This window comes from Paenibacillus mesophilus (assembly GCF_005938385.1).
Lineage (GTDB): Bacteria > Bacillota > Bacilli > Paenibacillales > NBRC-103111 > Paenibacillus_AB > Paenibacillus_AB mesophilus.
Map to the genome: position 1 here is coordinate 34,730 of NZ_VCRA01000024.1, position 26,057 is coordinate 60,786.

Below are 26,057 nucleotides of genomic sequence, written 5' to 3' on the forward strand. Positions count from 1 at the left end.
GGAGGTCACCCCATTCTTTCAGCGGCAAACAAGAAAATCGAGACGTTTGAAGGAAAGCGTTTTCCATTCAAAATGAGCATACAGCGTGATCGCTCGGTTCTTGTCTCTTCCCATTGGCATGAACATTTTGAGCTGATCAAAATTATACAAGGACCGGTGCAGTTCCAAATCGATCAACATAGCTTCACCGCCGAGACCGGAGAAATCTATTTTATCAACAGCTGTCAGATTCATTCCGTTACTTCTTCTCCCGGAATCAACTGCGCCATTCAAGGGATGGTTTTCGATATAGCGCTATTGTATTCCTTGGAAAATTTGGAAATCCGGCACTTGCTGTCCCTATTTCTCAGATCGAATAAGGTTGCCAACCGGTATGCCGACTCCCATCCGCTGTGGACGGAACTGAATGTCGAGATGGAGAAGGCTTACCTGGAATACACGCATGGGCAAGTCGGGTATGAATACAGCATTCTTTCTTGCCTGTTCAGGATCATCGTCCCCATGCTGCGGTTATATCAGCAAGAATTGACCAGTAACCCTCCTCACCAATACGCAAACCAATACATGCGGCTGAAGCCGGCGATCGACTACATGGAAGAGCATCTAGCCGATAAAGTATACATGGAAACGGTCTGCAAAAAAGTGAACATGAACCTTTATTATTTTTCGAGCCTGTTCAAAAAAGTGTTTGGCCTGCCGCCCGTTCAATATTTGATCCAGCTGCGCATCGACCACGCCAAGCGCCTGCTGCTCGACGAGGAGAGATCCATCACCGAGATTGCCGAGCTTTGCGGGTTTTGCAACATTAATTATTTCGACAAAGTGTTTAAAGAAAAGAACGGATTTACGCCCATGGATTTTCGCAAGCGTTATGTCCGACAAGAGTAGAGCCGCAGACGAATCGCTAACGGACAACAAATAGGAGACTGCCGGATAATGGGCAGTCTCCTTCTCGTATCGCACCGTCGCTGTCTACTCGACGAACGTCGTCACACTCTTCGGCGCAAGCGTGTAGGCGAAGCTGCCGCCGCCTGTCGCTAAGCTTCCGATAGCCGCAATGTTTTCCGTGTCGCTCGTCCGGAATACCGAGACCGCAGGTCCGGTCATCCCGTTGATCGTCACCGTTACCGGCTCCGTAGAGCTGTTGGCGGCAACGAGCACCGCTTTGCCGGTTGTCGTGTTTTTGGCCGCAGTCACGGTGACCTTGCTATTGCCGCTTTCCGCCTTCACGCTGTAATCCCCGGGACGGATGAACCGGCTGTACTGCCCCATCGTATACAGCCTCTTATTGATCACATAAGTGCCGTCCAGCATCAGGTTGACCAGCGCTTCCCGCAAAGCGACGGAAGTCGGCGCGGCGGGCTTTGTGACGAACAGCCAATACAGATACGAGCTATAGCCTTGCTCCATGGCGGCATTGATCTGATCCGCGACCTCAAGTCCCCCGTTCATCATCGAATCGTTCGGACTCGGCATGCTGTACTCCATCATGAACAACGGTTTGTGGAACGAACGCAAATCGTAATTATACGCGTCATACGTATTCCATGTATAAAAGTGGGTACCGATATAGTCCAGCTTTTGCACCGCCGCCGGGTCCATCTGATTCAATAATTTCAACGAAGAGCCCAGATGTCCGCCTTCGGGAGCGCCCAGCCCCACATCGATTCCATCCGCCTTGAAAGCGTCGTATACGACAGACACTACACTGCCCATCTCCTGCCCCGTATAAATGGCCGAGGCGTAGTCCATCAACGCTTCGGGCTCATTTTGGATGCTGAGCCATCGTACGTCGTATCCGTAATCTTCCTTATATGTTTTGGCCCAGGTCAACAAGTACTCGGCAAACTCGTCATAGTGCTCCGGCTTCAGATGCCCTCCGCGAACGGCGGACCCGTTGTCCTTCATCCAAGCCGGAGGACTCCATACCGAGGCGGCGAACCGCATGTCCGGATAACGGCTGACGGCTTCATCGGCGAACCACCTCTGATGCTGATCCGTATCGAAGTCCCACACTCCCGGCGCCGGCAATATCGTGGCTTGCTGCGCATTTCCTGGTTCGGGATCATCTTTCGTAAACGGGTTCACCTCCAGTCTGACGATCGAGAGACCGGCTTGGTCATCCTCCATGCCGAACAGTTGATCGAGAAGGAACTCCCGGGTCGGCGTATCGGCATTCATCAAATCGTGAACCGGACCATTGGCCGTTGCGCCGAATCCCCATATTTCTTGCCGAACCTCGCTCGTGTCGACCTCGATGACATTCACCTTCTTGGATTCGATCGTCACGATCTTCTCTTCCGCATCCCACGAAAAGGTCGCTTCCAGCGCATCCGCAACGAACGACGCCGGCACCATCAGCACCCCGTCTTTCATATACGGCGGAGCGTCCAAGGCGACAGCCGCGCCGTTCACTTGCGCATATGACTCGCCTGCGGCGATCACGCTCGTACTTCCATATTTCACGGCGGTCGCCGTTTGGGTCAGCTCGTTCCAGGACACATCCGCTCTCAACGTGGCAAATGTTTTGGGTAATTGCAGGAACGGGACGCCGTTTTTGACCTCGGGCTTGGCGTTCAGGTAGACGACCGGCTTACCGTCCATGACGATCTGCATCTCTTTGGGAGGTATTCTCGACGGCGGGATTTCCGTCGTAAACCCAGTTTTCACAAGTTCTACATCGTCGAAATACACATCGCCGACAACTCCGGTGTATCCGGGAAGCGATATTTGCTCGACGGCAATTCCGTACAGGGGATCGACTCCGACCGTATAGGGCAGCGTAATTTTGATCCATTCCTGATCGGTGACCAAGGTCCGGTAGTTCGCCCTGTCGTTGTAGAAGGACATGCTGCCGGTCAGGGCGCCGTCGATATCGATGACGGAAATATAGAAGGTTCCGGCTTTCACGGGACTGGCCGCGCCTGCTTTCGCATACACGGACACGTCGTACTGGGTTCCCGGGGTGACGTCAATCCCTGTGAACGCATCATTGATTTTGATCCGGTTATAGAGCTGAGTCCGTCCGCCGACATGAAGGCTTTTGCCGCCATATACACCGTGCACGACCGTATTGTCGAGAGACAAACCCCAAGTAGGCTGTCCGCCGCCGACTCCGATATTCGCCTGCTGCCAACTGGAGGCGTTATCGAACGTTATTCGCTTCGAGGTTGGCGGCGGCACTTCAACGATTTCCACATCGTCAATATTAAGGATCGGTACCGTTCCGGTCCAGCTTCCGGATGCAATCTGCTCGACGGCAATCCCATACACCGCACTTCCGGTCGACATGTACGGAAGCGTAAGCTTCGTCCATCCGTCCTGGCCGACCAAAAATTTATTATTCGCCGTATCGAAATAATAAGGCGGGTCCGACGGCCCTTTCGTTCCCGGATACGTAACGACGGACAGGAAGAAATATCCGTTCGTCACGCTGCTGCCCGCGCCGACCTTGGCCCACATGGAGATGTTGTAATGCTTGCCTGCCTGCATATCGAGGCCGTCGAAAGCGTACGGGATTTTCACCCGGTTATACGGCTGCGTCCGTCCGCTGATTTTGACGCTTTTCCCGGTATCGCCGCGGTAAACGGCGGAATCCAGACTGAGCACGGACGATCCGCCGCCGAGGACCAGGTTCGCCTCGGAAATATCCGAATACATGTCGAAGGTGATGCTGACTCCCGGCATGGGCGATTCCGCATCGCCTTCCTCCGCCGCCGCAGAGACGACACCGAACGTCTGCAGCAGCAGGCATACGATCAGAATAAAGCTCATCCGGCGTCCATATTGACTGTTCCATACCCGATTCATTCGCGGAAGCTCCTTTCCCGAATTGGAGATAGCGCTTTCATTTGTTGTGAATGCACTTGAGCTGCCAGCCTCATGGTTACTTACTTCATCTTGTTCGTCTCGATCCATTGATTGATTTTTTCTTCCGCTTCTCTTAAGGCGGTGTTCAAGTCTTTGCCTTTCATATAGTCTTCGAAGCTTTTGAACGAGATATTTCGTACGTCCGAAGAATCATATGGCGAGAAAGCGGGAGCGGCCGGCGCGGTGCTTTTGAAGATGGACTTCAGGTTTTTTCCTTGCAGAAACGGCATATCCGCTCCCAACGCTTCCTTCATCGCGGGATTTTTCAACGAGGAGAATCGGGCCGTCTTGCGCGCGCTCAGCAGCTGCACCTCGTCCGAGGTCACGACACTAAGCAATTGTGCCGCCTGCTCCTTGTATTTGCTCGTTTGGGAAATGCTGAATATTTGTGCATCGACGAACGCATACTGGTTCGGCTTCCCTTTGTAGCTCGGATACTGAACCAAATCCCAGTTCAATCCGTTTTTCGTCGCCTCCTCCAGACCGATATTCAACAAGTTGTTGTAGGGCAGCATTGCTATATTTTGATCTTGCATAAACCAGTTCCGGGCTTGAAATGTGTTAAACTTATCCGGTTTGTTGTTCGGGATGCTCCAAATTTCTTTGGCCAGAGTGAAAACGGTCCGCCAGCCGTCCGTATTGACCGATGCCCGGTTTGTCTTAGCGTCGACAAGCGTAATCGCCAAAGGCATCGCCAGTCGGGCGATCGTATCGAAATCAAGACCCTTGTACGTAACCCCCGCGTCCACGCGAGACACTTTCTTAGCCAGTTCGATCGTATCCTCCCATGTCATGCCGTCTTGCGGATAGGAAACGCCGAACTTGTCGAAAATCGCTTTGTTGTAGTAATTGGCGTTGAAGTGCGCAAAAAAAGGCAATCCGTATACTTCTCCCTGCTCCGACGAAGCGCCGGCAAGCATCTGCGGATCGAAGCGGCTCAAGTCCACCCCGTTCGTTTTCAGCATCGGGGTAATGTCGCCCAGCAGGCCAAGCCTCTTGTATTTGCCGATATCGGCGATGTTCGTATAGAAAATATCCGGCGTTTGCCCCGTGGCGAGCAGTTCTTCGATCGTCGCCCCTTTCCCGTTTCGGACCGTTTCAATGGTGATATGAGGGAATACTTTTTTCACCGGTTCCGCGATAAGCATCGTTACATCCTGATCGCTCAGCGAGCTGTTGGACAAATACAGCTTCAGCGTCGCCGGAGTCGTATTGACGGCCGGCTTCTTGGGAGCATCCGCGGTCTTGCCGTTATCGCCGCCGGCTCCCGGTTTGGTCCCCCCGCACCCGGTCACCACCGCAAACGCGGCGAGCACGAATAAAGCGGTTATCGTTTTACTTCTTCTCATCTGCCTCTCCTCCTGGAAAGTAATCGGTCGTGCAGCTTGCAATAAAGCGCTTTCCCCCTTGCTCCATTCAAGAGCTTGCAACCGTTTAACATTTACACTATAACAGAGAAGCTTTTCACGACTCTACGTAACTTTATTGAAAAAATTTATGTTTTTTTGTGATTGTAAGCATGTGGCGGCTGTCGCTTCATAATGTGCCAAGGGACTTATTATCCGTGCATAGCCTTGCCTAATCTAGGAAATGGTACATATTGATGCTTGTCCCGCCGCTATAACTTCATTGCCGCAGATGGGAAGACGATATGGAACAATCGAACGGAAATCGGATCGGCAAGATCACCTTCATCCAAGCGTTTATGGTCATGATGCTATTCAATGGACTGACGAGCCATGTTATCGTGAATCCGATGCTGCTGGACGCCTCGGGAAGGGATGCCTGGATCACAGTGCTGCTGACGGGCGCCTTGTATGTCCCATGGTGCGCCGTGCTTGTTTATATTATGAATAAATCGAGGGGGCAGAAGCTCCAAACGTGGCTGACCCGGCAAACGAACGCATTCGTTGCTTGGCTGCTGCTCATACCGGTGTGCATCCAATTGTATTTGATCGGCATCATGACGATCCTGCACACGACGATATGGACCGTCTCCAATTATTTGCCCGCGACACCGCAATATGTGCTTATAATCGCCTTGGTCGTCGTTTGCCACATTTGTGCCAAATACGGGCTCGGCACGATTGCAGTAGGAGCCGGAATTTTGCTTCCCGTAGTCGTTTGTCTCGGATATTTCGTCTCCATAGCGAATCATACCGAGAAGGACTATAATCTGCTGAGGCCTATTCTGGAGAACGGATGGAGTCCCGTAATCGACGGGTCCGTTTATGCAGGAGGGGCATTTGTCGAACTCTTTCTGCTGCTTCTGCTGCAGCATCGGCTGAAGAAGAAGGCTCGGGCATGGCAGGTCATGCTGCTCGGCCTTGTTCTCGTCTATATTACGCTCGGTCCGATTGTCGGCGCGATTACGGAGTTCGGTCCCAAGGAAGCCGCGAAGCAGATGGTATCGCCTTATGAGCAATGGCGCCTCGTGAAGCTGGGCAATTATATCGAGCACGTCGATTTCTTGTCCGTCTTCCAGTGGCTAGCCGGAGCGAGCGTGCGGATCAGCTTGGCTCAGTTTCTGCTGGCCGATATTTTGCCGTTCCGCACACCGAAGTCCCGCGGCCGTTTTATCACGATCATCACGCTGAGCTTTCTCGCGATGGCCGTTCTGATCAGCCAGTACAACACGTTTTACTTGCAGATGTTCCAGTATTATTTCCCCATTTCCTTGATCATTACGTTGATCATCACGACCACGTGGGCCGTCCTAGCATGGTTCGCGAAACCCGCCAAGGAGGGAACGGCATGAGCGACAGCAAGCATGCGAAGGCAGAGCCATGGTCGGAGCATAGGCTGCGGCAGCTGTTCGACAATTCCGCCGACGTGCAAATCCAAGCTTATCGCTTCGCCGATAACAATCCCGGCTCGTTTCTGCTCATGATATATTCCGAAGGACTGTGCGACAGCTCGCAGCTTGGCAAGATCGTCCTTCCGGAGCTGAGCCGCGCCTATGAAAAAGACGGGTTCAAGCATTTGAGCCATGGGCACGTTCATGGCGTGCTGCCGCTTATATCGTTTGGCTCCGACGTATCCGAAGAGCAGATTATGGATGCGGTTTTTCAAGGAGATCTCGTCATCTCGTTCCAGGAAACGAACATCCTGTACAAGCTCAACATATCCAATCGGCCGGATCGGACACCCGAGGAATCGACGACCGAAATTTCCATCAAAGGTCCGAAGGACGGCTTCGTCGAAGACTTGACGATCAATGTCGCGCTCGTCCGAAAGCGGCTCCGCACCAATACGTTATGCTGCGAAACTTCCGTTTTGGGAAGAAGAACGCGTACGAAGATCGGGCTTCTGTACATTCGGGACATTATAGCCCCCGAAGTGCTGACGGAGGTCCGCAAACGGCTCGACAAAATCGATATAGACGGCATTTACAGCATCAGTCAACTCGAAGAAGCGCTGTCGGACATCAAATATACGCTTTTTCCGCTGCTCGATTTTACCGGACGCCCCGATTATGCTGTCACCAGTCTGCTCGCCGGACGGTTCGTCATCATGATAGACGGCAATCCGATGGTGCTGATCGGTCCGGCGACGTTCGCGCTCATCCTGAAATCGCCCGAGGACGTTCATTTCAGCTTCCAATACGTGTCATTGACTCGTTTGATCCGTCTCGTGAGCTTCTGGCTGGCGATTCTCCTCCCCGGATTTTGGGTGGCCTTATCGGGCTTCCATCAGGATCAAATTCCGTTCCGGCTTATGGCGACCATCTCGATGGCACGCATCGGCTTGCCGCTATCCATTCAGATGGAAATGTTCCTGCTGCTGCTGCTTCTGGAAATATTCCGGGAAGCGGGCGTCCGGCTCCCGAGCTCGATCGGACAGACGCTTACGGTCGTCGGCGGCTTCATCGTCGGGGATGCCGCGATACGTGCAGGCTTGGTCTCGCCGGCCGTAGTCGTCGTCGGCTCCATAACGGCCGTATCGACGGCGACCTTGGTCAACCAGTCGATGGGTACGATGATCAGCGTCATCCGATTGGCGATTTTCATTATTTCGTCGGTGATCGGCATGTACGGGTTCATCTTGGGCTTGATTCTGGTCGTCTACTACATGTCCAAGCTTAAATCGTTCGGAGTCCCTTATTGGTCGCCCTTGTCTCCGCCCATTTTTAAAGACATGCTCAGAAGCCATATCCGGCTTCCGTGGAGCCAGATGAAAAGCCGGCCGCATGTCCTGAATCCGATCGACCCGGACCACGAAGGAAAAGACGACCAATGAAGAGAGCGGGAGTCCTGCTGTTCATTTGCGTGCTCCTTCTCTTGCCGGCCGGTTGCTGGAATTCCAAAGATATTCAAAATATGGCCTATGTGACCGCGATCGGACTCGATTACGAGAACGAACATTATATAACCTACATCCAGGTGCTCAATTTTTCCAACGTAGCCAAAAGCGAATCGGCACAGGTGGGCAAAAATATTCCGGTATGGATCGGCAGAGGGGAAGGCGTGACCGTTACCGAATCGCTCAACTCCATCTACTCGACCTCGCAATTGCGCGTCTTCTGGGGACATGTAAAGTCGATCGTGTGCACCGAAACGTTTTTGAAAAACGGCCAACGGGTCAAGGAAGCCTACGATATGCTGAACCGTTACCGCGAAATCCGGTATAACGTCCTGATGTATGGCACGAAGGAGTCGCTGCGCGATATTTTCACCCAGAAATCGCTCCTGAATTTGTCCCCGCTGGACACGATCATGGATACGCCGTCGCAAATTTATTCGCAGCGCTCTTACATCGTGCCGGTATACGGCTACAAAATTATTGCGCAGTTCAACGAACCGGCCCAATCCGCGATGCTACCTTCCATCTCCATCGACAAGAAATCGTGGACCGAGGATAAGAAGGCGAAGCCGATGTTCAAAATCGACGGCTCCTATTACTTTCACGCTTCTTCATTGATCGGATGGCTTTCCGAAGGAGACCTTCAAGGCTACCGCTGGCTGCAGAAAAAACTGGAGCGCTCCCCGATCCATATTCCGGATAACAGCGCCCCGGACGCGGCGATCGTCTTGATCAAGCCTAAGCCCCGGATTCATCCCGTTGTCCGGGACGGCAAAGTAACTTTCAACATAAGCTTGCGTATCAAGGCTTACGTGGACGAGCTTACGAGGAATATTCCGAAAGCGGAAATAGAGGAAATGTCGGCCAAAGTCATAAGCGACCAAATCCGCGCCACTTTCCTTAATGGGCTGGAAATCAAGGTGGATGTGCTGCAGTTGGGAGAATGCCTGTACCGGAAATATCCGAAAGTGTGGCACGATATGCATTCGACCGGGGAATTTATATTGAACGAATCGTCTTTGGACCGCATCGATGTGAAAGTGAATTTGCTGCATACCGGCAAGTACAAAGGAAGAATCGATTGAGAGAACCCCACAAAGTGAAGCCTAGCTTCGAAGCTTATTCCAATTACTTTGCGGGGACCCCGAAATTAAGGTGACAAAGCCCCCGGACTCCGGGGGCTTTCATATTGCTATCTTATGATTACATTCGCAATTCGAAGCGTATGATTGCCGCGCCAGCCGGTATGAGGATAAGTGGTCATGCTCGAGCTGCCGTCGGCGGCGATGTCCCAGCCCGGGTCCGTATTGTTCAGAACAAGCAGCGTCCTCGAACCTTCGCGGCGTATTTCCTTCACGGCATAGCCGTTCGTTTTGCCGTCGGGATGGGTGACCACTACGTAGCGGCCCGCCATATCGACCGGTACGTCCGCATCCGTCACGAGAGCGTCGACCTTATCGCCGTCCAGAGTCCGCAGCACGTCCGTTACGTTTCCGGTTACGGCGCCTGTTCCGGTTATCAATTGGCCGCCTGCCCGCAGCAGCTTGCCGTCCGCGAGCACCATTTTCACGACCGCCCCGTTCTCTATCCGGATCAAGCCGTACTTGCCGACCAGCTCGAAATCCCCGACCTTCAACGTCCGGCCGATTCCGGCGGAGCTCAAGATGATGTCGGTAGTCGTACCGTATCGGATCTGCAAAGCCACATCGCCTTCGGCCGACTCGTCGGGTATTAGCTTGACCACGGATTCGATTCTCGGTTTGCCTGTCCCTTCATAGGCTTCCAAGACGGTCGTGAACGTGCTGGACAAGTTCGTGCCGCTTCGGCGCACGACGAGCTTCGGGAGCCAATATTTGACCGCTTCCGTATTGATATCCTTGGACGTGCCCGACAGCCTCGTAGCCCGCATAGAAGGAGATTTGCCTATGAACAGCTCGTTCCCGCCGCCCGTGTCCATGAACCCGGTAATGCCGAGCTTAGCTTTGCCCGTTCCGTTCTCTGTCGTTTCAAGCGTGACATTGAAGCGTCCGTCGGGAATTTCCGCGCGCTTCACATCCTGCACGTACATGTAGCCGTAATATTGGCCGTCGGCGCTGCCCGTGTCGTTCTCGGACTCCGGCATCCGGACTTTAGTTCCTTCCGGCAGTAAATAGTCCCCGTATCGGGTCATGCTCAAGTCCGTCGCGAATACGCCGTCCCGGTTGGCGTCTCCGCCCAGCGTATATTCATGCCGGTTGCCGCCCGATACCCGGAAAATGTCGACAACATAACCGCCGCTCTCTCCCGGCTTATCGCCGAACCCGATCAGCCACGGCTCCCGGCTGTACTCGTCCGTTTGCGGGTATGCGGCATTCTGGCTCGCTTTAACGATACCGACGCCCGTATCCGTCGCGGCGACGAACGCCTCGATTGTACCGCCATGCCGCGCCTCCCCGGACGCGGACATATCTTTGCCGTCCACGACAACCGTGTTGTGCGCCAATGTCGAGGCCGCCCATCTCCGGTAAAACGTATGCGTATAACCGATATCCGGGAGCAGCTCCTGCCCTTTGGCGAATACGGTCAGGTTCAACGGATCGAGATGGTTATGCCCGTATTTCGGCACGAAATTCAAGTATAGCTGCTGCTGCTCCGCCCCGCTGCCCAGCGTCAGACGGGAGATGCCCGAGCCGGTGAGCAGGTAGGAGCCGAGATCGGTTCGCGGCTGCGCCGTCTTCTCGCTCGCCCAAGTATCCTGCACCGGCACATAGCTGCCGTTCGGGTAGGAGACGACATGCTGCATCGTCCTGGCGCCGTTCAATGCCGGATACATCGCGGCCAAGTCGATATTGTCCAGTCGTCGGCCGTTACGCGGCGATACGTAGCCCGCAGGGTCGCTCCAGCCTTTCGCCTCGGTCATGCTCTGCAGCAGTCCGTTGATCGACTGGTTATGATAGGACAATGTTACTTCTTTCCAGAACCCGTCGGACAAGAAGTTGTTCGCGGCGAACTGCTCGATCCGCTCCACCGCCTCGTGCATATACGCCGGCTGTCCCGAAGCTTTGGCCATACGAATGAGACCGAGCCAGGTCGTGTACTCCATGTTATGGTCGAGTATCGGGAACGACCGGACGTAATCGAAGGAAGGCTTGAACAGCCCGTCTTCCAGCTTCTTCTCCACATCGAAGCCGAGTTCCTTGCTCAGCAGCTCGAATGCGTTCGTTTTGCGGACATCGCCATAGGCGTTAATCAGGTAGCTCAAGTTGATCATTTCACCGGTGTACCACCGGTACCAGACGCCTCCCCAATACGGATACGGCGCCCCGCCCTCAATCGGATAGTTGGTCCAGTAATAGTCGTTGGTCGGCAAGTAACCGGCATAAGCATCCGCCCACCGGTTCAGCAGCCGGGCCGTACCGAGCGGGTCGGCCGAAGCGAGCTTCGCCGTTTCACGGAGCGCGTAGTCTTTCTGGAAATACAAGGCGTGGGCGGAGAAAAAATATTTGCGCCCGTTCCCGTCTTCGTAGTATGGGTATTCCACCGTCGCACCTAACCGGTTCTTGACGGTCAGCTTGTGCGTTTCCGGATATTTCGCGTTCGGGTATGCCGTCCCCGTCGTTTTGGATACGATCCGCTCCGGGCTTGCGGCGCTCCAGCTGTACAATTCATGCGGACCGAGGCTCGGGTTTTCCGGCAGACCGGTAAATAGGAAACCGGCCTTATCGGGTATCAGCTTCATAAGCCGTTCCACTTGCGCGGAGGAGGTGGACGACGACACTTGTCTTCTCGTCCCCGCAGCCGCCGGCGGGACGGCCAGCTTGTTCCCCGCGTCGATCAAGGCGTCGCGGTCGAACGCCAGCTCGAAATAGGAACCCGGTTCGTCCGCTTGGCGGAAACCGACCTGCAGCCGGTACAGCCCGAATTGGAGCGGTTTCGGATGACTGAACGTGATGCGTGTACTCGCGCGGTCCGTTTCGACGCGAACGTCATCCAATCGAGCCGACTTTCCGTCCGGAGACACCCATGTCAGCTGTACCTCCATCCCCTCTGGAATCGGGCTGCCGTTCAGGACGAGTTGTTTCGTTTGAAAGTCCCGGTAGACGAGCCGGGTATGTCCGGGAACTGCAACGTTACCCGACACGCCTGCCGCGATGGGAGGACGCGAGAAATATAACGGCGCCATCCGGGCTTGATTCAGCGCATGCGCTACGAGACCGACCGTTTTATCGCCCACGTCCGTCGTATACGAGTTGCGGATCGGGACCCAGGAGCTGAACGGCAGCGAATCGACGCCGTAATAGCGCATGACGTTGAACCGCCAACCTTCGCCCTCGGATACGCGCTCCACGCCTAGCATCCGGAACGGAATTTTCGCCTCGGCCTTCCAAGAGGCGCTTCCACGGGAAAGATGGATGTCGGCGCCCGTTAACTCCTTCACTCCGGCTCCCCAATCCGTTCTGATTGGCCGCTCGCCGGTCGCGATCGGAATTTTCAACCGGTATACGGCTCCGCCGTCTTGTCGCGGCTCAAGCAGCACCTCGACGAACTCGGTATCCGGCTCCGAACCCGTCTTGTCCCGGTGACCTTCGAGTCCGATGTACAGGTTCGATTCGTCGTACAGTACATACAAATCCGTATCCGCCTCGACCGGCTTATTGTCGAACATCGTTACGAATCCGCTTGCTTGAAAGGCGGATTTCCACACCGGCTCCAACAGCCGGCCGTCTACCGTTACGTTTTGCCCCCGTTTCGGCGCTACGGCCCATAGTCCGGCGTAGCTTTGCACGTCGGCGGCGGTCTGGCTGCCGCGATTTTCGCCGCCATCTCCTTTTCCTAGTCCGATCCCCGTTATGATCATAAGACAGCACACAACCAGTCCAATACCTGTACCATATCGAACACGACTCCTCATCGACTTTCTCCCTCCGGAACCAACCTCGGCCGCCGACGTTTCCACCGCATCGTCTCTGCCTCTTTACGCTCCGTTATTTACCAGACTTTTAGGCCGGGCATCAAAGAAAGTGCTTTCATCCAATTTTGCAGGCCGACCTCGTCATCCCACCGTCATTTAACCATAATCTTCTAAACGGTACAAGGACGATAATTGTTCTTTATTTGTCATAAGTCGCGGGGCGCCGGGCCGTTATACGCGTGTCATGCCGCAGAATAGATATGATAAACTATTTGTAGTTTTGCCTTTTGAAGAATGGGGGAAGTAAAGATGACCGAAGAATCGCTGCGCATGTTCCTCACCTTATCGGACGCCGTTATTATTACGGATTCCCGCCATCATATCGTGGACGTCAATTCCGCCTACGAGCATATTACCGGCTATAACCGCGAAACGATCCTCGGCGCGAAAGCGAGCGTAGTGAAGAGCAAATATACGAACAAAGCGACATACAAAAGCATGAACGAAGCTTTAAACAAAGGGGAAAGCTGGTCCGGCATTTTTATTAACAAAAAATGCAACGGCGATCTATGGCACTCCTCCATCTCGATTACACCCTACCTTATCGACGAAGAGACCTACTATGTCGGCATCTTCCGGGAGCTGGAGCATCTGGAGGAAGGCATCTACATCGCGGAAGACAGAAGGAACAACATACAGGGCGTGCTCCTGAAGGTGCTTGCCATTTCATGCGAAATTCGCGACCCGGCCATCGAGGACCATTTGACCCGAGTCCAGCAAATTACCGAAAGTTTTCTGCTCCGCCACAATGACCGGTTGAAATTGCGGCTTTCGGACGATTATATGCAAAGCGTCATCCATTCGAGCATAATGCACGATATAGGGAAGTCGGGCGTCCCCGAAGGAATTCTGTACAAACCCGGACCACTGACCAGCTACGAGCGGTTGATCGTGGAGATGCATCCGCTGATCGGCGTGGACATTCTCGAGAAAATCAACAGCGAGCTGCAAGACAGCTTCTTCAAGGATGAGCTCTCCGTCGCGAGAAACATCATCCTTCATCATCACGAGAAATGGGACGGCTCCGGCTATCCTTCCAAGCTTCGGGGGACTGACATCCCGTTCGAGGCCCGGGTCGTCAGCATCGTGGACGTGTACGATGCGCTCACATCGAGAAGGCCTTACAAAGAAATATGGCCGGAGGAACAAGCTCTCGCCTTCCTGCAGGAGCATAAAGGAACCTCATTCGATCCGGATTTGATCGATACGTTCGTTTCTCTGCACGGTTCATGATATAGTCATCCTATACGCAGAAGTTCAGAAGCCGCAAACTATACACGGGGTGTACATAAATGGGTCCGGAAACGCATCATGCAGATCACAATCCTATACGGGAAAACGATACTCCGGAGACGAAGCTTTGCGCCCATTGCCGGCAGCAGAAGCCTGCCGGCGAATTTTTGCGGCGCACGGGCAGGCGGGCGGGCAAATCGTCGCGCCGCGGGGCTTGCCGGGATTGCCGCAGGCTGAGAAAACAATTGGAGAGTTCCTCGGACGAGGCGACGGATGTTCCCCATTCCCCGGCAGCGATGCTGCCTCCCGGGCAATCCGGGATACCGCCGGAAGTGACGCCTCCCGCCGAAATACCGAAGCGGAGAACGAAACGGCCGCTGCCCGACCTTCCGCCCAAGCCGGAAGGTCCCGACGCCTCCGTGCTGAAGCCGACCCGGCAAGGCATTATCCGAATGCGCGGAAGGACGGACAAAGGGCGACGCTGGCAGCAGGAGACCGATCTGGAAACCGCGGTCACGCTCGTTCGCGAACACGCCGCCGTCGTCGTCAACCGTCACACGATTCGCCGCGTATACAGCAACAAATCGTTTCGCCGGTACATCCTGCAGCGCGATCGGAACATTTGCCATTTCTGCGGGGAATATGGCGATACGATCGATCATTTGCTGCCCCGCGCCAAAGGCGGCCATACGACGCCCGCCAATTGCGTCTGCGCCTGCAATGTGTGCAACCAGACTAAGGCCTCGCTCAGTCTGGACGAGTTTATGGAAAGCTTCGACGACGATTGAACCGCCAATTCGAATAAGCGCGGGTGATGGAGCATGGTATCGATAAGTGCCGTTCAAGTGCCGGAATCGATTCCCCCGGAACTTATGAGCGCCTGGATGTCCCTAATATCGGCGGACAAGCGTCGCAAAATCGCCAAATTCGTGCGCAAGGAAGACCAGTACCGTTCGTTGATCGGCGAGCTGCTCGTCCGTTCGACAATAGTCCGCCATACAGGCATGACGAATGACGATATCCGCTTCGCCTGCAACGAGTACGGCAAGCCCGCTCTCGAAGGCGATGCGGCCTTTTCGTTCAACCTGTCCCACTCCGGCGGCTGGGTCGTTCTCGCCTGGAGCGCAACCGCGCTCCCGCTCGGCATTGATGTGGAGCAAATCGTTCCCATCGATTACCGCATCGCCGAAAGCTTCTTTACTTCCCGGGAGAAGGTGGATCTGTTCGCCAGAGAGGGAGACGGGCGGCTGGATTACTTTTACCGGCTGTGGACCTTGAAGGAAAGCTATATCAAGGCTATAGGCAAAGGGCTGTCGATGCCTCTCGACCGATTCACGGTTGCGCCGGCGGCACAGGGAGGCTGGCATTCGCCGGAAGCCCCGGACTTTTCGTTCACCAGCTTCCGGTTAGACGCCGTACATCTCGTGGCGGCATGCAGTACATCGGATGAGCTTCCCGATACCGCCTGCATTCTGGACTGGTGCAGCTTTATCGAGCGGGTCTCCTTCTGATTGGCGCCGTCACCCGACTGCTGCCGGTTCCGAATGCAAGAAAAGCCGTCCGGGAGAAAATGAAGTTACCCCTGTCAAGTAGACATTATAGAAGAACCGCCATTAGGCAGCAGCCTTAGTCCGAAATTCAACTGGGCTAAGGTTGTTTAATTTCTTCTGAAAACGTTCATTGTTATAGAAGAGAATATACTGTTCTATGGCTTGAATAAGTTGTTCCTCCGATTCAAAGGCGTGGAGATGGAAGCATTCCGATTTGAGGTGACTGAAGAAACTTTCTATGCATGCATTATCCCAACAGTTCCCTTTACGAGACATGCTGACAACCATTTTCTTTTGCTCTAGAAGGCGATTGTAAGTCTTGTGCGTGTACTGAAATCCTTGATCGCTATGAAGTAGGGTTTTCTTTGTTTTACGCTTGTAGGTGGCCTTCTGTACAGTTTCCAACACAAGATCAAGGTCATTACGTTTGCCAATACAATAGGCAATAACTTCATTGTTGTAGATGTCGAGCACGGCGGACAAATAAAGATTCTTTTGGTTATAGGGCAGAAATGTAATATCCGTAACCCACTTTTGATTCGGACTTGTTGCATTGAACTCACGGTTTAATACATTGTCCGACTTTACCGTAGCCTCTTTGGAACCGAAATAGGGTTTCTTACGTCTGATGGTTGAACGTATCCCCAGCGCCTTCATTAAACGATATACCCGCTTGTGATTTACGTTTAGGCCGTAGGTTCTTTGCAACCACACACGAACTCGCAAATAGCCGTAGATGCCCTTTAATCGTCTATGGCATTCCAAGATCTTCTCCATAATTACCTCATTCTCTAGCTTCTTAGCAGAAGGGTTCTGCGTGCTCCTGAGCCATTTGTAGTAGCTGCTCCGACATACATTTGCAATAGCGCACAACATTGAAACAGGATACTTGTCAGTTAATTGCTCGATCGTTACATACTTGTAATCTACTTTTGGCTCTTCCCCCTCTGCAGTTCCCATAACTTTTTTAAGTATTCGTTCTCCGCACGCAGTCTGACTAACTCTTCTTCCAGACTAAGCGGGTCCTTTCGTTTGCGCCCTTTATGTAGACCCCTAGCCTTTCCTCTCTTCTCCTCAAGCCCTTCTAAGCCTTCTCGTTCATATAGCCTTACCCAGTGTCTTATATTTGTACGAGGTATATGAAGTTCCCTTGCTATTTCTCTAAAGGGTAGCCCATCCCGGGTATATAGCTCTACAGCAATTCTCTTTTCTTCTACCGTATAAGTTTTCTTTTTTTCAGCCATAAAAAATCCCCCCTAAGTAGACTTTAGTGTCGATTCTTAACACTGTCTACTTAAAGGGGATAATATCAAAACCCCCGGACGGTCCTTTGGTGTGCAAAACTACTGAATGGTAATTTAATTTCCGTAAATTTTGCGTTTAAATCCCCATTCCTACTTGGAGTTACCTCGAAGTGACTTCTACTCCCAAAGCCCCTTTCGTTCAGGTAAACAATGAACCAAATTTGCTTATTAGCAAACCTCATTGCGCTATTTGGCTCCACTACTTGGGCTGTTGGAGGAACAATGAACCTGGAGTTACTATTACTGAACATAGGTTCGGTATTAATGAAATTTGGATCGCTATTTGCTGAATCCGCCCATCTGGCAAGCGATTAGCGAAACAGAGTTCAGTAATACTGAAGTTTGGTTCGTTCACGCTAATATCCAAATTTCCAGTAAATAGGATCCCTTACGCTTTAGTTCTGTAAAGGATTTAAAGATTGCCGCAAGCTGAGCGGCCGCATGTCGGTCCATTGCGCGCCGATAAAGTCGAGACAGGCTTGGCGACTTTGCCGCTCGCAGACGACGGTCCAGCCTGCCGGCACGTCCACGAAAGCAGGCCACAGCGAATACTGTTCTTCGGCGTTGACCAGCACGTGATACACGCCATCCACTTGTTCAAAAGGATTGCTCATAGATCATTTCCCTCCCATTCGGTCGCGATGTTTCGCCCTGCAAGCCGTTCAGCTTCGCGGCGAGCACCTGTCCGATCTCGGCAAGCGGCCCCGGCTGACACAAATCCTTATGCCTGCACTCGATATCGTGCCGCTCGATGCGCCCTTCGATATAAGGGGCCCACGTTTCCGCCTCGATCGGTTCGAACCAGTCCGGAATGACGGTCGAGCGGAAAAACAGCAGGTCTCCCTTGTAGTTGCCCGGAATGTATGCTCCCAGCAGGCGAACCGAGTTGACGTAAGTTTCTTTCAAATTCATGATCGTCGCTTCTTCCAAACTGGCGAGCGCGCTGCCGTCGCGGCGAAGAATTTCGACTGCCGCCGCCTGCGTCAACGGTTCGTCCCCCATCCCGTCGGGATCGTAGCCGCCTAGCGCCAGCAGCGCAATGAGCGCCTCCTCCTCATCCGGTCCTCCCTTGAGCGGCAGAAAATGGCTTGGATAAGCGTCGAGCATCGCGAGTAAAGCGATCTCCTCGCCCTCGCTCTGCAGCTGGACGGCAATCGCCTGGGCGACATTCCCCCCGAGCGACCAGCCGAGCAAGCAATAGGGGCCGACCGGCTGAACGGCACGGATGTGGGCGATGTAGTCGGCCGCCATCTCCTCAAGCGTACCGGGAAGCTCCTCCCGCCTGCCAATGCCCCTCGCCTGCAGCCCGTAGATCGGCACGTCCGAGCCGAGCGCCTTGATCAGACCGGCGTAGCACCAGCTCAAGCCTCCTGCCGGGTGAACGCAGAACAGCGGGAGGCGCTCCGTGTTCGTCCTCGTCCTGAGCGGCAGCAGCACGTCGAGCGCTCCTTGGCTATCTCCCGTCTCCAGCCGTTCGGCAAGACCGGCTACGGTCGGCGATTCGAACAGCAGGCCGATGCCCGGCTCGACGCCAAGCGCATCGCGGATGCCGCTCATCAGGCGAACCGCGAGCAGCGAATGGCCGCCGAGATCGAAGAAGCCGTCGTCGATGCTTACCCGCGGCAGGTCCAGCACTTCGGCGAACAGGTCGCACAACACCTCCTCGCGCGGCGTGCGGGGACCTCGGCCGCCGGCGGTCACGCTTATATCCGGTGCCGGCAGCGCCTTGCGGTCCAGCTTGCCGTTGGATGTCAACGGCAATGCCGCAATCGTTGTGAACACGGAAGGCACCATGTAGTCCGGCAAGCTGCCCATGACATGCCGGCGAAGCTCGGACGGATCGGGAACGACTCCTTGGACGGGAACGATATAAGCGGCCAGACGCTTATCGCCGGGCTTGTCTTCGCGCACGACGACGACGGCTTGGGCGACGGCGGGATGGCGCGACAGCACCGCCTCGATCTCGCCCGGCTCGATCCGGAAGCCGCGGATTTTCACCTGCTGATCGGCGCGCCCGATATAGTCGAGCGAGCCGTCGGCCAGACGGCGGGCGAGATCGCCGGTCCGGTACATGCGGGAGCCCGGGGGGCCGAACGGGTCGGCGACGAAGCGCTCGGCCGTCAAGCCCGGCCGCCCCGAATAGCCGCGAGCCAGCCCGCTCCCGCCGACATACATTTCTCCGGCAACACCCCTAGGTACCGGCTGCAGGCGACCGTCAAGCACGTATACGCGCAAATCCGGTATCGGCACGCCAATGAGACTCGATGCCCCGAGTTCGGCGGCGTGCCGGTTGAGCGCCTTGTAGCTGACGTGCACTGTCGTCTCGGTAATGCCGTACATGTTGACGAGCGTCGGGGCGTCGTCCTCATGGCGCCCGTACCAGTCCGCCAGACGACCGAGCTCGAGCGCTTCGCCGCCGAAGATGACATAGCGCAGCGACAGCTCCCGGCCTACGGCCGGATGCTCGGAATCGGCCTGCATCAGCTGATAAAACGCGGACGGCGTATGGTTAAGAACCGTTACGCGCTCGTCCGCGAGTAGGCGCAAAAACTGGGCAGGCGAGCGGCTGAGCGTATGCGGCACGACGACGAGACGGCCGCCGTACAGCAGCGCGCCCCAAAGCTCCCACACGGAAAAATCGAACGCATACGAATGGAACAGCGTCCATACATCGTCGGGGCCGAAGCCGTACCAGCTTTCCGTCGCGCCGAACAGCCGGACGACGTTCGCATGCGGGATGACGACGCCCTTCGGGACTCCCGTAGAGCCCGACGTGTAGATGATATAGGCGGGGCTAAGCGGCGACAGACGGTCCGTGCGATCGGCATCCGTCGGATCGGTGTCCGGGTAATTGCCGAGTTCGGCGATCGTCTGCGGCTCGTCGAGCACGAGCACCCGAACCGCCCTGTCCCCGGGCAGCTTGGTGACGGTCTGCCTGTCAGCGATCATGCAAGCTGGCGTTGCATCCCGGAGCATGAAAGCCAGACGGTCTTGCGGATATTCCGGGTCCAGCGGCAAGTACGCCGCCCCGGCCTTCAGCACGGCCAGCAGTCCGATTACGAGCTCCGCGGATCTCGGCAGAGCGAGTGCGACGACTTGTTCCGGTCCGACCCCTTGCGCGATCAGCCGATGAGCCAGCCGGTTCGCACTGCGGTTCAACTCGTCGTAACTGAGCGCCTCGTCTCCGCATACGACAGCGACCGACTCGGGATTGCGCGCCGCCTGCGCCTCGAACAGCTCCGGCAGGTTCGCATCGGGCCGGGACACGGCGCATTCCCTCCATTCGGCGAGCATATGCGCGCGCTCATCGGGCGCCAATATGTCCAGACTTCCGATCGGCACATCGGGGTTGGCCGAGGCCGCTTCCAGCAGGCGGACGAACCGCTCGGCCATCGTCCGGGCGGTGGCGGGCTCGAACAGATCCGCGCTGTACTCGACAAGACCGTCCAGACCGTCGGCTGCCCCGTCCGCCGTACGACGCTCGCCGAGCTCAACCGTCAAATCGAACTTCGCCGAGCCGACGCCGCCGATGCGCAGACTTGTATCCAGATCCGGCATATCCAGTACGGCGTCCGGCGTATTTTGCAGCACCAGCATCACTTGGAACAACGGATGCCGGGAACGGGAACGGATCGGGTTCAGCACTTCGACGAGTCGTTCGAACGGCACGTCCTGATGCTCGTAGGCGGCCAGGTCCGCCTCCCGTACTTTGGCGATCAGCTCGCGGAAGGTCGGATCGCCGGACGTGTCGGTACGGAGCACGAGCGTATTGACGAACAATCCGACAAGCTCGTCCAGCGCGTCGTCGCTGCGGCCGGCGATCGGACAGCCGATCGGGATATCGGTGCCTGCGCCAAGCCGGGTAAGCAGGGCGGCCAATGCCGACTGCAGCACCATGAACAGACTCGCACGGCCGTCGCGGGCCAGCCCGAGCAGACGATCGTGCAGCTTGGACTCGATCCGGAAATCGACCGTGCCGCCGAGATAGCTAGCCTCTAACGGCCGCGAACGGTCGGCAGGCAGCTCGAGCTGCTCCGGCAGGCCGCGCAGCGCCCCGCTCCAGAAGGCCAGCTGCTTTGCGATCAGACTGTCCGCATCGTTCTCGCTGCCGAGCAGCTGCTGCTGCCAGAGCGCATAATCGGCGTACTGCACGGGCAGCGGCGTCCACGCGGGAGCCTCGCCCCGGCGGCGCGCCGCGTAGGCGGCGGCCAAATCGCGGGCGAGCGGCGTCAACGACCAGCCGTCGCCGACGATATGGTGCACGACCAAAAGCAGAACCCGCTCGTTGCCGGACTGTTCGAACAATTCGGCGCGGAACGCCGGCTCCCGAGACAGCTCGAAGCTGTAGCGCACGGCGGCGGCAAGCGCCTCGGACAGTCCTTCTTCGGCAATATCCGATACGTGCAGAACAGGCCGCGCCACATCAACAGGCAGCACATGCTGTCGTACCGTGCCTGCCGTTTGCGGGAAAATCGTGTGCAGCGGTTCATGCCGACCGGCCACATCGACGAGAGCGGCGGCAAGCGCCTCCCGATCCAGCGGACCGGTCAGACGGACGATGAGCGGAATGTTGTAGGTCGGACTCGGCCCTTCCATGCAATACAGAAACCACAGCCTGCGCTGGGCAAACGAAAGCGGAATATGCTCCGGCCGCACCGCGGGCTTCACCGCCGGCCGGGCCGCATGCGCCTGATCGAGCCGCTTGGCCAAGCCAGCCGCGGTCGGCGCTTCGAAAAGCTGGCCGATACCCAACTCTACGCCGAACGCCTCGCGAATACGCGCCGTCAACCGTCCTGCAAGCAGCGAATGGCCGCCGAGATCGAAAAAACCGTCGTCAATGCCGACTTTGGGCAAGTCGAGCACCTCGGCGAACAGGACGCACAGCATTTCCTCCTGCGGCGTCCGCGGTGCCCGGCCGGCTGCCGCGGCGGACATGTCGGGAGCAGGCAGCGCCTTGCGGTCGATTTTGCCGTTAGGGGTCAAGGGCAGCTCGTCCAGTATCACGAACGCGGAAGGCACCATATAGTCGGGCAAACCGGCGGAGACGCGGCGGCGCAGCTCGGCCGGGTCGATCACCGCCCCCTCGGCGGGAACGGCATAGGCGACGAGACGCTTGTCGCCGCGCTGATCCTCGCGCACCGCAACCGTAGCCTGCGCGATAGCCGGATGCCGCGCGAGAAGCGCTTCGATCTCGCCCGGCTCGATGCGGAAGCCGCGGATTTTGATCTGATGGTCGGATCGTCCGGCATAGTCCAGCGAGCCGTCGGGAAGCCAGCGGGCCAGATCGCCCGTCCGGTACATCCGCGTGCCCGGAGGTCCGAACGGGTCGGCCACGAACCGATCGGCGGTCAAGTCCGGCCGCCCCAAATAACCGCGGGCCAAACCGGAGCCGGCAATGTACAGATCGCCGACGACACCCGGAGGAACCGGCAGCAGGCCGCCATCGAGCACGTACATTCGCGTATTGTGGATCGGCCGGCCGATCGGCGGCGTTCCCGCCCGCTCGGCAAGCAGCAGTGCGGCGGTTGACCAAACCGTCGTCTCGGTCGGTCCGTACAAATTCGTCACCCGGCAATCGACAGCCTCCAGCGCCAGCTTCAATCCGATCGGCAGCGCCTCGCCCCCGACTAGCGCGCGCAGTCCCCGAATGCACTCGGGATCGTGTGACACGAGCGCGTGCCAGAGCGTCGGCGTCGCCTGCATGATCGTCGCCCCGCTGCCCGCGATCCGCTTCGCCAAAGCCGGCGTGTCCTGAATCGTCTCCTTGCGGACGAGTACGATACGGGCGCCGCGGATGAGCGGCAGCAGCAGCTCGAGAACGGCGATGTCGAAAGCGATTGTCGTCACCGCCAGCAGCCGGTCTTCGCCGTCAAGATAAAACAGTCTTTGCATCGACTCCAAAAAGTTGAGCAAATTTCCGTGTGTAACGACAACACCCTTCGGCCGGCCCGTGGAGCCCGACGTATAGATGACGTAAGCCGGATGGTGCGGCGATAGCAGACGGGTACGCGGAGCGGTTTCCCGCTCTTCAGCTTCATACGCCTCCAATTCGGCCTCCGTGGACGGATCGTCGAGCACGATGCGAGCCGCCTCGATACCGTCTTCCGGCAAGCGGAAGCCGGTATCCGTGTTCGTAACGATGCACGCCGCTTGTGCGTCTTCTAGCACATAGGCCAGCCGGTCGGCCGGATAGTCGGGGTCGAGCGGCAAGTAGGCCCCGCCGGTCTTGTGTACGGCCAGCAGCGCGACGACCATGTCCGCCGATCGGGGCAACGCCAGAGCGACGATTCGCTCCGGCCCGATTCCCCGGGCAAGCAGCAGCCGGGCAAGCCGGCCGGCGCGTTCGTTCAATTCGGCGTAGGTCATCGCCGCGCCGTCATATTCCAGGGCAATCGCCTCCGGCGTTCGGGCCGCCTGCGCCTCGAACAGATCAGGCACGCACGTTCGCGGCAAGGCGTGATCCGTATTATTCCACGCCGTTATGACTTGATGGCGCTCCTCGGGAAGAAGGAGCTCGATCCGCCCGACTGGCCGCTCCGGGCTTTTCGCCGCGGCAGCCGTCAGCGTGTCGAGAAACCGGATAAACCGCCGCTGGTGGGCTTCCAATTCGTCCGCACTGTACGCTGCGGGATTCGCGTCCACGTCGATCCGCAGGCCGCCGCCGTCGGACCGGTCGTATACATTGATTGCCAAGTCGCCCACCGGACCTGCCGACAAATTGTGCGTCGTGCCTTTGCAGCCGGCGAAGCTGAGGGCGTAGTCGAACGGCATCACGTTGATTTGCGGGCCGAACAGCCGCCGGTTGTCGCCGAGCAGCTTCAAATCGCGGCGCAGCTGCTCGTGGCGATACCCTTGATAGGCGCGAATCGCGCGTATTTCTCCGGCCGTCTGGCCGACCAGCTCCGACAGCGCCATATCCGGGCGTACCGACAGTCTTAGCGGGAGCAAGTTCACGACCATGCCGGGAATGCGCAGCGAAACCGAGCCGAGCCGTCCCATCATCGGCAATCCCAAAATAATGTCCGGCGACCCGGTCAGCCGATGCACGTAAACCGCCACAGCGGCGATTACGACGTCTGACCAGCTCGCACCCATGCGCCGGGCGGCCTCGCGCAGCCGTTCGGCTATTTCCGGCGGTAGCGTGGCGGTACGCCGCAGGAACGTCCGGGACGTCCGCGGCGCAAGGTCCGCCAGACTGACCGCGGCAGGCTCGTCAACGAACCGTCCGAGCCAGAATTGCCGGTCCTCCTCCAGTTTGGCGGAAGCGCGGTATATCCCGTCCTCCTCCACGATTTGCCGCAGGGCGCCGAAGCTCCGTTCGCCGCAAGGCTTGCCGCCCGCAAGCGACGTATACAGCTCGGCGACCCGGCGGGCGATCAGCGAGAAACCGAATCCGTCCAACGCGATATGATGGACGCGCTGGTACCACATATACCGGTCGGGCGCCAGCCGGAACAGCGCTTCGGTAAAGAGCGGACCGCCGCCCAAGTCGACGGGGCGGGCCAAATCCGCCTTCATCCATGCCTCCGCTGCCTTCCGAGGCTCCGGCTCGCCGCTTACGTCCATCCTGTGTAACGGCCAGCCGGCGACTGGCGCAACCGTCTGCCATGGACCGTCCTCATCTTCTCCGAAGCGGAGGTGAAGCGTATCCGCTTCCGCGACCGCTTGCCTCAGCGCCTCCTCGAACCGGTCCTCGCGGACCGGACCTTCGATCTCTATGTATTCTCCCGTATTGAAAATCGGGTTTTCCGGATCGAGCCGCTGGGCGAACCATATGCCGGACTGAGCTCCGGTTAAGGGCCAGCGGTTATCGTGAAAATCAGACACACATGCCGCCTCCTTCATACCGCGAAATAGTCCGCATTCGGTATCGCCGAGTGCGTCCGGGACGACAGCAAGCTCCACCACGCGTCGAGCGTCGGACGCTCGGCCAGCTCCACGAAGGAAACGTCCGCCCCGACTCGGCGCCACCGTTCCACGAGGCTCATCATGCGGATCGAATCGAGACCGTGGTCGATCAAATTGTCTTCCGCCCCGATGGCGGTCGGCGCTTCGCCGACAAGCTCGGCAACCTGCTCGCGGAGGTGCCGGATCGACAGCGCCGGAGCGACCCCATCGTCAGACGGCCGCCCCTCCGCGGTTCCTTCCCCTGCTTCGCGTCCCGTCGCCCCTTCCGGCCGCAGTTCGTCCAGCAGGCGCTCCGCGGACAAGACGACGGCACAGCGCTCGGCCGCATAAGTCAGAGCCATGCGATGATGGTCGGCACTGAAGTCCGCCACGGCGTCGGCGACGAAGAACGGCTGTACGTCCTGCATGAAGGCGTCGCACGCCGTCAGCAGACAGCCGATATGGGCATATATTCCGCAGACGATTAGCTGGTCGCGCCCGGCTTCCTGTAGCAGCTCCAGCAAATTCGTTTTGCGGAAGGCGCTGTACCGCCACTTAGTCAGCACGATATCTCCCTCTCGAGGCGCAAGCTCGTCCACGATCCGTTTCTGGTAAGGCCCGTCGTTGATGCCAGGCCCCCAGAAATCTTGCAGCAAAGCCCGCTGCTCCGGCGTCTGTCCGCCTGGCTGCGCCGTGTAAATGACCGGAATGCCCAGCTCGGCGCACCGGTCGCGCAGCAGACGAATATGGGCGAGCAGCTCCGCGACGGGAGACTGTCTGGCGCTGAAAGCGTCGAGAAAATATTGCTGCATGTCGTGGATAAGCAGAGCCGCGCGTCCGGCATCAGGCTTCCATGAAACTTTATTGATCGGCAAATCGGATGCCGTCGGCATCACATATGGCAAAATGGCGGGTAGCGCCATGTGAATCCCTCTTTTCCCGTATGGTATCCTGTAATGA

15 protein-coding genes are annotated in these 26,057 nt (G+C 57.0%); 7 read left to right on the top strand and 8 right to left on the bottom strand.

Annotated elements, in window-relative coordinates; translation table 11 throughout:
- Positions 1–72: 72 nt before the first annotated feature.
- A complete protein-coding gene (locus FE783_RS28885) occupies positions 73–888 on the top strand; it encodes an AraC family transcriptional regulator (RefSeq protein ID WP_138882863.1) in 816 nt (271 codons plus the stop codon).
- Between the two features lie 84 nt (positions 889–972).
- Here the strand turns inward: FE783_RS28885 and FE783_RS28890 are convergent, their stop codons facing one another.
- Both FE783_RS28890 and FE783_RS28895 read right to left on the bottom strand, forming a co-directional pair.
- Positions 973–3,810: a stalk domain-containing protein gene (locus FE783_RS28890; RefSeq protein ID WP_158302085.1), complete on the bottom strand. Its 2,838-nt coding sequence runs from the start codon at positions 3,808–3,810 to the stop codon at positions 973–975.
- A gap of 80 nt (positions 3,811–3,890) precedes the next feature.
- A complete protein-coding gene (locus FE783_RS28895; protein WP_138882865.1) occupies positions 3,891–5,219 on the bottom strand; it encodes an ABC transporter substrate-binding protein in 1,329 nt (442 codons plus the stop codon).
- A gap of 302 nt (positions 5,220–5,521) precedes the next feature.
- On the opposite strand from FE783_RS28895, the gene FE783_RS28900 reads away from it, so the two are divergent.
- Genes FE783_RS28900 through FE783_RS28910 form a run of 3 tightly spaced genes read left to right on the top strand, consistent with a single transcriptional unit; the run spans position 5,522 to position 9,257 of the window.
- The gene (locus tag FE783_RS28900) at positions 5,522–6,628 is read left to right on the top strand and encodes an endospore germination permease (protein WP_138882866.1); all 1,107 of its coding nucleotides are present in this window, start codon (positions 5,522–5,524) and stop codon (positions 6,626–6,628) included.
- On the top strand, positions 6,625–8,109 hold the full coding sequence (locus FE783_RS28905) for a spore germination protein (RefSeq protein ID WP_138882867.1): 1,485 nt from the start codon (positions 6,625–6,627) through the stop codon (positions 8,107–8,109). The genes FE783_RS28900 and FE783_RS28905 overlap by 4 nt, the downstream gene beginning before the upstream one ends.
- A complete protein-coding gene (locus FE783_RS28910) occupies positions 8,106–9,257 on the top strand; it encodes a Ger(x)C family spore germination protein (RefSeq protein WP_138882868.1) in 1,152 nt (383 codons plus the stop codon). Before FE783_RS28905 ends, FE783_RS28910 begins: the two co-directional genes overlap by 4 nt.
- Before the next feature lie 107 nt (positions 9,258–9,364).
- Here FE783_RS28910 and FE783_RS28915 read toward each other — a convergent pair whose 3' ends face one another.
- Positions 9,365–13,063 carry a heparinase II/III domain-containing protein gene (locus tag FE783_RS28915; RefSeq protein WP_138882869.1) on the bottom strand — a complete coding sequence of 1,233 codons (3,699 nt, stop codon included), beginning with the start codon at positions 13,061–13,063 and terminating at the stop codon, positions 9,365–9,367.
- A 309-nt stretch (positions 13,064–13,372) separates the two neighbouring features.
- Here FE783_RS28915 and FE783_RS28920 point away from each other — a divergent pair, with 309 nt between their 5' ends.
- From FE783_RS28920 to FE783_RS28930, 3 genes are read left to right on the top strand one after another with little or no spacing between them, the layout of a single operon-like run.
- Positions 13,373–14,356, top strand: coding sequence for an HD domain-containing phosphohydrolase (locus tag FE783_RS28920; RefSeq protein WP_238403296.1), 984 nt, complete (start codon positions 13,373–13,375; stop codon positions 14,354–14,356).
- A gap of 59 nt (positions 14,357–14,415) precedes the next feature.
- The gene (locus FE783_RS28925) at positions 14,416–15,144 is read left to right on the top strand and encodes an HNH endonuclease (protein WP_138882871.1); all 729 of its coding nucleotides are present in this window, start codon (positions 14,416–14,418) and stop codon (positions 15,142–15,144) included.
- 33 nt (positions 15,145–15,177) lie between these two features.
- Positions 15,178–15,867, top strand: coding sequence for a 4'-phosphopantetheinyl transferase family protein (locus FE783_RS28930; RefSeq protein WP_138882872.1), 690 nt, complete (start codon positions 15,178–15,180; stop codon positions 15,865–15,867).
- Positions 15,868–15,969: 102 nt separating this feature from the next.
- On the opposite strand, the gene FE783_RS28935 is transcribed toward FE783_RS28930, so the two are convergent.
- The 5 genes from FE783_RS28935 to FE783_RS28955 all read right to left on the bottom strand — a co-directional run bounded on the left by FE783_RS28935 (position 15,970) and on the right by FE783_RS28955 (position 26,020).
- Entirely contained in the window at positions 15,970–16,866 is an 897-nt protein-coding gene (locus FE783_RS28935) for an IS3 family transposase (protein WP_138882873.1), read from the bottom strand.
- Complete coding sequence (locus tag FE783_RS28940) at positions 16,833–17,150, bottom strand: helix-turn-helix domain-containing protein (protein ID WP_138882874.1); 318 nt, start codon at positions 17,148–17,150, stop codon at positions 16,833–16,835. The genes FE783_RS28935 and FE783_RS28940 overlap by 34 nt, the downstream gene beginning before the upstream one ends.
- Positions 17,151–17,605: 455 nt before the next feature.
- A complete protein-coding gene (locus FE783_RS28945) occupies positions 17,606–17,824 on the bottom strand; it encodes an MbtH family protein (protein ID WP_138882875.1) in 219 nt (72 codons plus the stop codon).
- Positions 17,808–25,037 (bottom strand): amino acid adenylation domain-containing protein, encoded by a 7,230-nt coding sequence (locus FE783_RS28950; protein ID WP_138882876.1) that lies wholly within the window; start codon positions 25,035–25,037, stop codon positions 17,808–17,810. The genes FE783_RS28945 and FE783_RS28950 overlap by 17 nt, the downstream gene beginning before the upstream one ends.
- Positions 25,038–25,051: 14 nt before the next feature.
- The gene (locus tag FE783_RS28955) at positions 25,052–26,020 is read right to left on the bottom strand and encodes an isochorismatase (protein WP_138882877.1); all 969 of its coding nucleotides are present in this window, start codon (positions 26,018–26,020) and stop codon (positions 25,052–25,054) included.
- Between the last annotated feature and the right edge of the window lie 37 nt (positions 26,021–26,057).

What these genes read in the sequence shown, in the direction of transcription:
- FE783_RS28885 (WP_138882863.1), top strand. Translation starts at nt 73, where the DNA reads ATGAGCATACAGCGTGATCGCTCGGTTCTTGTCTCTTCCCATTGGCAT.
- FE783_RS28890 (WP_158302085.1), bottom strand. Translation starts at nt 3,810, where the DNA reads ATGAATCGGGTATGGAACAGTCAATATGGACGCCGGATGAGCTTTATT.
- FE783_RS28895 (WP_138882865.1), bottom strand. Translation starts at nt 5,219, where the DNA reads ATGAGAAGAAGTAAAACGATAACCGCTTTATTCGTGCTCGCCGCGTTT.
- FE783_RS28900 (WP_138882866.1), top strand. Translation starts at nt 5,522, where the DNA reads ATGGAACAATCGAACGGAAATCGGATCGGCAAGATCACCTTCATCCAA.
- FE783_RS28905 (WP_138882867.1), top strand. Translation starts at nt 6,625, where the DNA reads ATGAGCGACAGCAAGCATGCGAAGGCAGAGCCATGGTCGGAGCATAGG.
- FE783_RS28910 (WP_138882868.1), top strand. Translation starts at nt 8,106, where the DNA reads ATGAAGAGAGCGGGAGTCCTGCTGTTCATTTGCGTGCTCCTTCTCTTG.
- FE783_RS28915 (WP_138882869.1), bottom strand. Translation starts at nt 13,063, where the DNA reads ATGAGGAGTCGTGTTCGATATGGTACAGGTATTGGACTGGTTGTGTGC.
- FE783_RS28920 (WP_238403296.1), top strand. Translation starts at nt 13,373, where the DNA reads ATGACCGAAGAATCGCTGCGCATGTTCCTCACCTTATCGGACGCCGTT.
- FE783_RS28925 (WP_138882871.1), top strand. Translation starts at nt 14,416, where the DNA reads ATGGGTCCGGAAACGCATCATGCAGATCACAATCCTATACGGGAAAAC.
- FE783_RS28930 (WP_138882872.1), top strand. Translation starts at nt 15,178, where the DNA reads ATGGTATCGATAAGTGCCGTTCAAGTGCCGGAATCGATTCCCCCGGAA.
- FE783_RS28935 (WP_138882873.1), bottom strand. Translation starts at nt 16,866, where the DNA reads ATGGGAACTGCAGAGGGGGAAGAGCCAAAAGTAGATTACAAGTATGTA.
- FE783_RS28940 (WP_138882874.1), bottom strand. Translation starts at nt 17,150, where the DNA reads ATGGCTGAAAAAAAGAAAACTTATACGGTAGAAGAAAAGAGAATTGCT.
- FE783_RS28945 (WP_138882875.1), bottom strand. Translation starts at nt 17,824, where the DNA reads ATGAGCAATCCTTTTGAACAAGTGGATGGCGTGTATCACGTGCTGGTC.
- FE783_RS28955 (WP_138882877.1), bottom strand. Translation starts at nt 26,020, where the DNA reads ATGGCGCTACCCGCCATTTTGCCATATGTGATGCCGACGGCATCCGAT.